Genomic DNA, 10033 nt, shown 5'->3' with positions numbered 1-10033 from the left:
CTTTAGAGGCGCGCCCTGCTGGATGGCGGTTACAAATGGTGCAAGTCCCTGTGAGTAGGCAATATCAATATCACCTGCCAGCATGGCTTCGGTCATCTGGACGCCTGTTGAGAAGTCAGTCCAGTTTACGTCAACGCCCATAGCTTCGTCATAGGCTTTGTCAACTTTTGCAATCTGGTTTGGGGTTGCCCATTCCAAGAAGAAAGCAACATTAACGCTGTCAGCGGCGTGCGATACGGTTGCTGTTGTAAGCGCCATTGCGCCAACAGTCATTGCCATTGCAGTTCCTAAAATCTTTTTCATTCTTCAAGTCTCCCTTTCATACGCATTCATATCCAACTATTTGGATATGCCGCATAAATTAATATTTCACGTCTATAATCTGATAGCCTATTCTGGATTTGCGAGGTTTACAAGCCAACAATATCAGCAATCTTCATGATAGCTTATTGTTACAATTGGATTTTGTACTATTCTAAAGGCGGCTAAATATGACGGATGTAAAACGAAGTCTAATCACAATCATGTGATTTGCAGTTTTTGCCATCCATATCTATGGACAGAATTTTTAGCCTTTCACCAGAGCACTGCTTCATTCCTTATCGGAAATACAAGCCTTTCAGATTGCCTTTATCATCGACAACAGAAAACATTCATGTGACTTTTTGCCAAGCAAGTCATAGAAATATAATAACAATTAAGGTTAATTATTCAAAAAATGTTACATTATATTTCCTGCTATATGCGCTTTTAAGTCACGTTAAGACAGGCATATATGTTTATAATATTTAAAGTCACATCTAGGGGAAATTCATATCATGGCATCATCAGAAGCATTTTCGGGCATGGTCGCAAATGGTCAAAGACGCGCGACAAAGATTGTGGCAACAATCGGTAATGTATCTTCTGACCCCGATTGTCTGCGACGCCTGATCAATGCGGGGGTGAATGTTTTTCGCCTGAATTTTTCACATGGAACCCAAGAAGAACAAGGCGCCCGGATTGACGCGATACGCCAGATCGAAACCGAAACAGGGATTCCAACCTGTATATTGGCTGACATGCAGGGGCCTAAATATCGTGTTGGCGTGGTGGCGGACGGCGTTGCGGTAAAGGCTGGTGATCAAATTACCTTTGATCAGGATGAAGCGATTGGTTCAGCAACGCGTGTTGGCTTGCCGCATCCTGAAATCTTTGCCGCTATGTATCCTGGTGCCCGTTTTCTGATGGATGACGGTAAGCTTGTTCTGGTTGTTAAAAGCCTGAGTAATGACAGTTTTGTTGCCGAGGTTGTCGTTGGTGGCCCTTTAAAAAGCCGCAAGGGTGTCAATATTCCCGATATCGTTCTGGATACAAAGCCCCTTACCGAAAAGGATATGTCTGATCTAGAATTTGCCCTTAGTAAAAATGTTGACTGGGTAGCCTTGTCCTTTGTCCAGCGCGCCAGTGACATGATTGAAGCCCGGACTTTGGTTGGTAAACGTGCCGCACTCATGGCTAAAATCGAAAAGCCTGCTGCCTTGAAAGAGTTAGGTGCGATTATCGAAGCTTCGGATGGCATAATGGTGGCGCGTGGTGATCTAGGCGTTGAATTGCCGCCCGAAGATGTGCCCGCCTGGCAAAAGAAAATTATTGCCAAATGTCGGTTAGTTGGAAAACCCGTTGTGGTTGCAACGCAAATGCTGGAATCGATGATTACCGCACCTGCGCCAACCCGTGCTGAGGCGTCGGACGTTGCGGGTGCTGTGTTTGACGGAACCGATGCTGTTATGCTGTCGGCAGAAACCGCTGCGGGCGCGTATCCGATTGAGTCGGTCGAGATTATGGCGCGTATCGTTTGTGCCGCCGAAGCACATATTCGCGAGGATGATGCCAGTAAATATGCCCAATTACCTGTCGAGCCAACGGTCTATCACGCGGTTGCTCGTGCCAGTGTGGCCTTGGCAGATGCGGTTGATGCCGATGTTATAGTTGCCTTTTCAACCTCTGGTAACACCGCCATCCGGATCGCGCGTGAACGTCCTGATACACCCTTCATTGTCATGACACCGCATATGGAAGTGCAACGCAGACTTGCCTTGTTATGGGGGACAACAACTGCACATAGCGCCTTTAGCCATGATTTTGAAAATGCAATTACCGAAGCGGGCACCCTTGTCCGCAAAAAGGGTATGGCCAGTAATGGCGGGCATATTGTGGTGGTAGCGGGCATGCCATTTGGTATCGCTGGCACAACCAATTCAATGCGGGTTGTTCGCATCTAGCGCGGCTTTGATCCTGCTTGCATTTTAATTTCAAATATAGATAGGGTATGTGACGCATTATGTTGCGTTTAAACAAACCGTTATTTGGAGATATAATATGACAACAGTCGGTTTCATCGGACTGGGAAATGTGGGTGGCAAGCTTGCTGGCAGCCTGATTCGCAATAAATTTGATGTGATCGTGCGCGATCTTGAAAAAGACGTGGCACAACCGTTTTTGGACGCAGGCGCGCGCTGGGCTGATTCCCCGCAAGCGATGGCCGCCGCCAGTGATGTGATTATAACATGTTTGCCATCACCAGCCGCTAGTGCTGCGGTCATGGAAGCCGAAGATGGCATTCTGGCAGGCTTGTCGGCAGGTAAAATCTGGGCCGAAATGAGCACGACTGACGAAACCGAGGTTAAAAGATTAGGAGAAAAGGTTCTGGCAACAGGCGCTTTTCCCGTGGATTGTCCGGTTTCAGGCGGATGTCATCGTGCCGCGACTGGCAATATTGCCATTTTTGCTGGTTGTGACCGGCATGTGTTTGAAACAATGCTACCTGTTTTAACGATTTTGGGACGCCGCGTGCTGCATACAGGCCCGTTGGGATCGGCTTCGGTGCTGAAGGTGATGACAAACTATCTGGCTACGGCGAATCTGGTGACTGTATGTGAGGCACTGGTAACATCCAAAATGGCTGGAATGGACCTTAACACAACTTATGAAGCCATTCGCATTTCATCGGGTAATTCATTTGTTCATGAAACCGAAAGCCAAGTCATTCTGAACGGTAGCCGTGATATTAATTTTACAATGGATTTGGTGATCAAAGATATCAGCCTGTTTCAGGATATTGCTGATCGGGCAGGTGTGCCGCTGGAAATATCGCCAAAATTGATTGAAATTTTCAAAGATGGCCAAAGCCGCTTTGGCCCACGCGAATGGTCACCAAACATCATCAAAAGATTGGAAGAAGCCGTCGGCGTTGACATTCTGGCTCCTGGCTTTCCAGCTGAAATGACTGATGATGAGCCAGAAGCGGTTGGGTATGAAGTTATTCCAAAATCATAGTAAGCATGTGATCTGCAAGGCTGGGCTGACAGGTTACGCTGGCAGGTTACAATGCCTGGCCTTGCAATTTTTGCTTTAGGGCATCGATCATCGTCTGGGCATTGAGCATGAAGGGGTTTATCAGCAAGGCCGCCTCATAAGCATTCAACGCGCCTTTTAGATTGCCGTTTTGCATATGGATCATAGCCAGCCCTGACAAGGCGCCAAAATGGCGCGGCTCACGTTCTAGCACCTCGACGATGTCGGCTTTGGATCCATCGTGATCGCCCAACATATAGCGCACAGTCGCGCGCTTGTTCCACGCTTCGGCGAAATCAGGTTGCGTATCGATGAGGCGGGAAAAAACAAGCCCAGCTTCGGCCAGTTGATTAGCCTGCATCATCTGGATGCCTAGGCGCATCATGCCGGTTGCATCCGGATTGCTGTCATGAACAACCCATAAAGACCAAATTTTGCTTTCTATATCTCTGGCTTTGCTGGTTGTTGTTACCTGTAATGACTGAAATAGTTCATTCAGCGCAGGATTACTCTGATCCGCTAGAGCAGGCGCTGGCGTCAGTGTAAGAATTAATATGATGATTTTCAAATACCGCATATTTTGAATATAGCCTTTATTCTGAATTTTCCAAGAGCGAGGTATGATTTTAGGCAATAGTCAATATCGTGCTTTGGCCAATACACTAACGCCATTAAAGTGGTTCGATACTGAAATGGAGTGTCGAATGAAAGCTGTGTATATATTCATGGCCAGCCTGTGGCTGGTGATCATGCCGCATCATGTAAGCGCATCGAAACTGGATGCTGTTACCAAAGCGCAATTACAGACAACGATGATTACCTTTTTAGAAGAGGCTGCAGATGAGGCAGGTGCTTTTGGGGTGATTGACCGCGATACAGGTTTTCGTGTGTCGGTGTTCCCAGGCGCAATCCATCCGCGCATTATACCTTATGGGACGGATTATTTTCTCTGTATCGAAATGTTCGATGCGGCAGGTAAGAAATATGAAGCTGATTTTCTGGTGCGAAACGGTACAGACGGATGGATGGTTGTCGATGTAATGATGAACCAGCGTGATCTGCTCCGCAAAGCCATCGCCAATTCAGGCTCTTAACGTCATGTTGTCCAAGGCAGGATGGGCAAAGATATTTTCGCGAAACAGCCTATTTACGCAATTTTTTCTTTTATGTCTTGCTTCGGCTACTTTAGGAAGTCTGCTTGCCGTTGCCGGTTTCTATCAATATCGGTCAGTTAATGCCTCAAACCGGATGGCGGTAGAACTTGCCAATACGGTGCACATAAGCGCGCCACTTCTGGAAGCGGCGCTGGCTGACGATCGGCACGCTGAAGCGCGACGTATTTTGCGTCTGTTTGCGGCCTTTCATTATGTGCAATGTGTCGATATTCTGGATAATGGCGCGTTGGCTCTGTCCTGGCCAGCGATTGGCTGTGCAAAGCTTCCCATGGTCGGTGAGACCATGACATTTGACCAAAGCTTTAGCCAGCCAGGGCGGGTGTTGACGCTGCGGATTGATGAGAGCATTTCAGCCCGCAATCTTTATATGGAAACAGCGCTGTTTGCAGCGACAATTTTTATTATCATTCTGGTGATCTTTTGTGCGCTGGCCTTGTCTTTCCGCAATGTAGTATTGCGCCCGCTTGATTTACTGAAATCGGCGATGATCGTTGCATCGCCAGAAAATCCGGTGCTTGCCAAGCGGGTTCGCAATGATGAACTGGGGGCTATGGTCGATGTCTATAACAAGCTTGCCGCTGCATCACGCTATTATATGCGCCGGCTTCAACGATATCAGGACTCATTAGTGACAAGCGAACAACGTTTCAAAGACCTTGCCGAGATTTCGGGGGACTGGTTCTATGAAATGGATGAAAATCTGAATTTTGCATTTATTTCAGAACGATTTTTTGACTTGTTCGTATTACGTGATGAGGATGTGATTGGTAAATCGCATATTGATATTAACGCTGGGGAAGCCGAAAATGAAATGCTGCGTCAGCATACAAAGCTAATGAAGCGGCATGAAGAGTTTCGCAATCTGGAATATCAACTTATTGATGGCGGCGGTAACGTCAAATGGGTGTCGATTAATGGCAAACCTGTTTTTGACGAGGCATCTGTGTTTACGGGGTATCGGGGCACTGGTTCGGACATAACGGTTCAGAAATTGCGGGCACGGCTACTGGAAGAAACCAGTCGTGATATCAATGACTCGCTACAATATGCAAGTAATATTCAGCGTGCTTTGCTTTGCGATCGAAAGCATATGACAGCGATTTTGGGGAAAACAATTGCTATCTGGCAACCCAAGGATCTGGTTGGAGGTGACTTCTACTGGCTCAAAAAGATTAGCAACCATGACTATCTGGTATTTTTTGATTGTACTGGTCATGGTGTGCCAGGAGCGTTTATGACACTGATTGTCACGTCGGTTCTTGACCAGATTGCAGTGTCCACGACAAGTGCCCTTTCGGGGACAAAATTGATGTATAAGCTTCATGAAGGTGTTTGCGCGGCACTTGGCCTTTCATCTGATAAGACAGCTGGCAAAGACGGGCTCGATTGTGCAGTTCTAAGGTTTAGCAAAGACTATGACAGGCTAAAGTTTTGTGGCGCATCAATGGATCTTTATCTAGTGCCCGAAGAGGGTGCCGCCACGAGGTTGCGTGGTGACAAGGCTATGCTTGGCTATGATGTGAATGCCAAGCTACCAGACTTCAAAACCTATGATATCGATATTGATACAAACAGTTTTGTGATCGCGACTGATGGTTTCATCACGCAGGTGGGTTCGGCTGAAAACCGAGTCTTTGGCAGCCGCCGGTTTGCCGAGGCATTAGATCATGTACAGGGGAATGACCCAAGTAAACTGGCTCGGTTTCTGGCAAAAACGCTGAAAGACTGGCAAGGTTCTGAAGAACGTCGTGACGATGTGACCGTCCTAGCTTTCAAGCCGTCGCAAAAAGACTGACTTATTCTTCAAAATCATATGCTACGACAATATCGGCTGTGTAGCTGACCGTATCTGGGTTAAAGGCGCGTGGCACAGCGCCTGCACCTTCCATTGATGTCTGAACCCATTCCATCGCATCTTGATCAGGATATTCCCAGATTTCGAATAGTATCAGGGGGGCTTCGCGTAATTGATAGACGCGATATCTGGCATCAACGGCAGAAACACGCTCTTCAACAATTTTGGTCGCGTCAATAAATGCTTGGGCATCATCTTGTGTTTTAAAGGTGCGCTGGTAAATTCGTGCTATTTTCGGTTCCATTATGGCATTCCAATTCAACGTTCAGGCACCCTCGGCAGAACCTTGTCTTGTGGTGGCGTCTTTTGGGTGCAGTATTACTTTATACGGTCTATTAATTTTACAGGTCACCTGTTTTATCTATGGTTGTTTTTCGTCAAGGGATTTTAACGCATCTTCAAGCAGGATTTTTACCTTGCCTATTTCGGTCACCTTGTTGCTGTCAAAATACAGTTTGAAACCGTCAGAATTACCCACGATCAGACGTTCGTCTGGTGGGCTATTGGTCAGTGTTTCTGCCTGTGTCTCGAGCGGTTCGAACAGATTGACCTTTTGGCGCGGCCCAACCGATGCCGCGATGTCACATGCTTTGCAACTGATTTGATCACGAACCAGATTATATGTGTTTTCGGTGACAAGCACCTTGTCAACTGGGCATAAAGCCTGTGTCCGTGCTGCCTCATTCACGACGCGGCCGATTGCTGTATAGTGCAGACGCTCGCTAGATCCAAAATTCCCCACGGTGCAAAATCCCGAACTTATGCCCATGCGCACATGCATCGGTATAGGAATGCCTGAAGCTTTCCATTTTTCGCGCAAAACAGTCAGTCGTTGTTGCATCTCTAGCGCCATATGAACGGCCGCGCGCGCGTCAGCATCCAGCCCATTACTAATCGGATTGCCAAAGAAAATCACAATAGCATCACCAATGAATTGATCTAGCGTACCTCCCCAGCGGTTACATATATGGGTCATTTCGGTGAAATAATCATTCATGAGCCACGCCATCTGCTCAGGAGCCAAATCGTCTGTCATCCCCGTAAATCCAACAATATCCGAGAAAAATAAAGTCAGCTCGCTTCGCTGTATCGTTTTTAGAGTATCGTCATGTCCCGCCGCCAGACTATCGACAACAGTCTGTGCCACAAAGCGCGACAGGTTCTGCGATAAAAGTTCAAGTTTCTGGTTGGTCAATTGCAATTTGTCGGCATTGGCATCGGAAAGTGTGACCAGCCTATTCAACTGCCGTGTCTGGCGTTGATAGGCTTTGAGCAGGTCTTTTAATCCAGCACGTAATAAGGGTGCCGGTGTATCTGTCTCTAATAGGCTGTGGATGTGTGTTGATAGATCGGATTGCGATTCAGTCATCGCGCGTGAGCTCAAAAATATCGATGCTGATATGCTCAATATCGGCAGAAATATCCTCAGCAAATTCGCGGGTGATATCATCATCACCATCGCAATACCATCTGATCGATACTTTGGCACCATCGGCAGCGGCAGCATCCATCATATCCAGAAGTTCCATAAGTGCGCGCGCCGAGGATGAATTAAAATAAATCAGCTTTATATCTACATCCAGCTTGGCGTCAGGCGATTGCAGATGCTTGTTGACGGCGTCAAACACCGGCCCATAAAAACCTGTCACATCTTCAGGGTATGACTCACCCTTAATAAGCAACGTGCCAGCTTTTGTTTTCAATGTAATCTTTGGTGTTCGTGATGTAGCGACAATATTTAGATTGGTCATCCACTATCCTCTAGATGCGCGCCTTTATCATAAAAAATGAATAGCCCTGATTTGTGTCTTCAACCGCACATGATAGTGGCGCTGATGCACGCCGAGCCACTTCAACCAGCCCTATTGAGGCACCTTTACTTCCTTCATGCGGCGGTTGTCGTAATTTTTCCCGGTAAAGTGCCCGTAATTCTTCTGCGGACTTATCATTGAGTTCATTAACCCTATTTACCAAATCATTTGCTTCATCTTTTGAAACATAATTTCCCGACATGACCTCAATTGTGGGGCCATTTTGAACCACCATGATCAAACCAAAGGCTTGCCGGCTTTCTGTCTTTGGTGTTGGATGTGGTCCTTTGGCACCATAACGGATCAAATTCTGCATAAGTTCGACAAAGACCGAAAAGACATGTTTGATTTTGCCTTTATCATCGGTGTGATCACCAAGCCTCTGGCGCAATGTTTCTCCCATTGAATGGAGAACATCTTCGGAAGCGTAACCGCTATAGCTCAGGACAAACTCATCTTTCAGCAAAAGCGACCCAAATTTATTAAACTTTTCGAAGTCCATTATAAACGCCTGTTTTCATCACCCGGTTTATTGTTCGGAATAAATAATCTTTCTAATTAAGGTTTTACTCAAGTTTTTTCTAATTTTGATGTCAGCCCATTATACAGGCAGGAAGCCAATATAGGTGTATTTGAGGGTGAAACGGCGTCATGGCGTGCCTTAATGAAGTTTGTGCATCACTTCAAATCCACTTTTCAAAGCGATATTGTGTGACAAGCAAGGTTTGAATGCCAGAAAAACTAGCTGTTAGCTTTTTTGGACTTGGCAGATGCGCTTAAAATTGCTGTTATCGGCGCATAGTTTGCGCGTGGCACATTGCCACCAATAGTGGAGAAACTAATGTCAAAATTTAACGCACTTGTCCTGAACCGTGATGATGATGAGAATCTCAGTCACGCCGTCGAACAGCTTGACGAATCCGAATTGCCTGCCGAGGGGGACGTGCTCATTGCGGTTGAATATTCGACCGTCAATTATAAAGACGGTCTATGTTTTGCTGGGCAACGTGGTCTGGTGAAAAGTTATCCGCATATTCCGGGTATCGATTTCGCTGGTGAGGTTATTTTGAGCGAGGATGATCGCTATAGTCCTGGTGATAAGGTTATTCTGACAGGCTGGCGTGTTGGCGAGGTCTGGTGGGGCGGCTTTGCCCAGCGTGCCAAAGTCAAAGCAGACTGGCTGGTGCCGCTTCCCAAAGGCTTGACAACGCGTGATGCGATGTCGGTTGGTACGGCAGGCCTGACCGCAATGTTGTCAATTCTGACGCTGGAAGATCGTGGATTACAAAAGCATGATGGTGAAATTCTGTTAACAGGTGCCGGTGGTGGCGTTGGATCCATTGCCACGGCATTGTTGGCCGCTACAGGCTATGAGGTAACTGCGATGACAGGGCGTCCAGATATTGCGGATTATCTGACAGGGCTTGGCGCACGCACTATTGTTGCCCGGGCTGATCTTGAAGAGGAAACCGGTCGCCCAATGGAATCAGCGCGATGGGCTGGCTGTATCGATGCTGTAGGCGGCAAAATTCTGGCACGGGTGCTGACGCAAATGAAACCCAATGCGACTGTTGCTGCGGTTGGTAATGCCGGCGGCAATGCGTTGTCAACGACGGTCATTCCGTTTTTGCTTCGGGGTATCGGGCTTATTGGTATCGATTCGGCATCATGCCCTTATGCGCGGCGCGTCACAGCTTGGTCACGCATTGCCAGCGATCTGCCTATCGATAAGCTGAATGATGCTGTTACGGTTGTCGGGCTGGCGGATGTGCCTGGCCATTGTGCCGATATTCTTGAAGGTCGGATTCAGGGACGTGTTCTTGTTGATGTGAATGCCTGATTTGTTGGGCTAGCTG

Annotated in this window: 11 protein-coding genes; 5 read left to right on the top strand and 6 right to left on the bottom strand. The window is 47.3% G+C overall.

Going from position 1 to position 10033, the window contains the following annotated elements:
- Positions 1–303: glycine betaine ABC transporter substrate-binding protein (locus tag ACTF7Q_RS00480; protein WP_438995895.1), on the bottom strand; the 303-nt coding region annotated here is incomplete at its 3' end.
- Between the two features lie 515 nt (positions 304–818).
- On the opposite strand from ACTF7Q_RS00480, the gene pyk reads away from it, so the two are divergent.
- Entirely contained in the window at positions 819–2264 is a 1446-nt protein-coding gene (pyk, locus tag ACTF7Q_RS00475; RefSeq protein ID WP_438995894.1) for a pyruvate kinase, read from the top strand.
- Positions 2265–2346: 82 nt separating this feature from the next.
- Positions 2347–3318 carry an NAD(P)-dependent oxidoreductase gene (locus ACTF7Q_RS00470; protein WP_438995896.1) on the top strand — a complete coding sequence of 324 codons (972 nt, stop codon included), beginning with the start codon at positions 2347–2349 and terminating at the stop codon, positions 3316–3318.
- Between the two features lie 46 nt (positions 3319–3364).
- Here the strand turns inward: ACTF7Q_RS00470 and ACTF7Q_RS00465 are convergent, their stop codons facing one another.
- Positions 3365–3913, bottom strand: a complete 549-nt coding sequence (locus tag ACTF7Q_RS00465; RefSeq protein WP_438995893.1) for a tetratricopeptide repeat protein — start codon at positions 3911–3913, stop codon at positions 3365–3367.
- A gap of 127 nt (positions 3914–4040) precedes the next feature.
- Here ACTF7Q_RS00465 and ACTF7Q_RS00460 point away from each other — a divergent pair, with 127 nt between their 5' ends.
- Entirely contained in the window at positions 4041–4430 is a 390-nt protein-coding gene (locus ACTF7Q_RS00460; protein ID WP_438995892.1) for a hypothetical protein, read from the top strand.
- Positions 4431–4434: 4 nt separating this feature from the next.
- On the top strand, positions 4435–6306 hold the full coding sequence (locus tag ACTF7Q_RS00455; protein WP_438995891.1) for a PP2C family protein-serine/threonine phosphatase: 1872 nt from the start codon (positions 4435–4437) through the stop codon (positions 6304–6306).
- 1 nt (position 6307) lies between these two features.
- Here ACTF7Q_RS00455 and ACTF7Q_RS00450 read toward each other — a convergent pair whose 3' ends face one another.
- The 4 genes from ACTF7Q_RS00450 to ACTF7Q_RS00435 all read right to left on the bottom strand — a co-directional run bounded on the left by ACTF7Q_RS00450 (position 6308) and on the right by ACTF7Q_RS00435 (position 8679).
- Positions 6308–6610, bottom strand: a complete 303-nt coding sequence (locus tag ACTF7Q_RS00450; RefSeq protein ID WP_438995890.1) for a hypothetical protein — start codon at positions 6608–6610, stop codon at positions 6308–6310.
- A gap of 117 nt (positions 6611–6727) precedes the next feature.
- Positions 6728–7735 carry an adenylate/guanylate cyclase domain-containing protein gene (locus ACTF7Q_RS00445; protein WP_438995889.1) on the bottom strand — a complete coding sequence of 336 codons (1008 nt, stop codon included), beginning with the start codon at positions 7733–7735 and terminating at the stop codon, positions 6728–6730.
- Complete coding sequence (locus ACTF7Q_RS00440) at positions 7728–8117, bottom strand: DUF1987 domain-containing protein (RefSeq protein ID WP_438995888.1); 390 nt, start codon at positions 8115–8117, stop codon at positions 7728–7730. The genes ACTF7Q_RS00445 and ACTF7Q_RS00440 overlap by 8 nt, the downstream gene beginning before the upstream one ends.
- Positions 8118–8127: 10 nt before the next feature.
- Positions 8128–8679, bottom strand: coding sequence for a SiaB family protein kinase (locus tag ACTF7Q_RS00435; protein WP_438995887.1), 552 nt, complete (start codon positions 8677–8679; stop codon positions 8128–8130).
- Positions 8680–9018: 339 nt separating this feature from the next.
- Here ACTF7Q_RS00435 and ACTF7Q_RS00430 point away from each other — a divergent pair, with 339 nt between their 5' ends.
- Positions 9019–10017 (top strand): MDR family oxidoreductase, encoded by a 999-nt coding sequence (locus tag ACTF7Q_RS00430; protein ID WP_438995886.1) that lies wholly within the window; start codon positions 9019–9021, stop codon positions 10015–10017.
- Positions 10018–10033: the final 16 nt, after the last annotated feature.

This window comes from Puniceispirillum sp. (SeqCode) (genome assembly GCF_965657105.1).
Classification (GTDB): domain Bacteria; phylum Pseudomonadota; class Alphaproteobacteria; order Puniceispirillales; family Puniceispirillaceae; genus Puniceispirillum.
This window is presented reverse-complemented; position numbering and strand designations above follow the sequence as displayed.

Bases quoted from the DNA above. Each gene is read 5' to 3' on its own strand.
- pyk (WP_438995894.1), top strand. From the start codon at position 819: ATGGCATCATCAGAAGCATTTTCGGGCATGGTCGCAAATGGTCAAAGA.
- ACTF7Q_RS00465 (WP_438995893.1), bottom strand. From the start codon at position 3,913: ATGCGGTATTTGAAAATCATCATATTAATTCTTACACTGACGCCAGCG.
- ACTF7Q_RS00460 (WP_438995892.1), top strand. From the start codon at position 4,041: ATGAAAGCTGTGTATATATTCATGGCCAGCCTGTGGCTGGTGATCATG.
- ACTF7Q_RS00455 (WP_438995891.1), top strand. From the start codon at position 4,435: ATGTTGTCCAAGGCAGGATGGGCAAAGATATTTTCGCGAAACAGCCTA.
- ACTF7Q_RS00450 (WP_438995890.1), bottom strand. From the start codon at position 6,610: ATGGAACCGAAAATAGCACGAATTTACCAGCGCACCTTTAAAACACAA.
- ACTF7Q_RS00445 (WP_438995889.1), bottom strand. From the start codon at position 7,735: ATGACTGAATCGCAATCCGATCTATCAACACACATCCACAGCCTATTA.
- ACTF7Q_RS00440 (WP_438995888.1), bottom strand. From the start codon at position 8,117: ATGACCAATCTAAATATTGTCGCTACATCACGAACACCAAAGATTACA.
- ACTF7Q_RS00435 (WP_438995887.1), bottom strand. From the start codon at position 8,679: ATGGACTTCGAAAAGTTTAATAAATTTGGGTCGCTTTTGCTGAAAGAT.
- ACTF7Q_RS00430 (WP_438995886.1), top strand. From the start codon at position 9,019: ATGTCAAAATTTAACGCACTTGTCCTGAACCGTGATGATGATGAGAAT.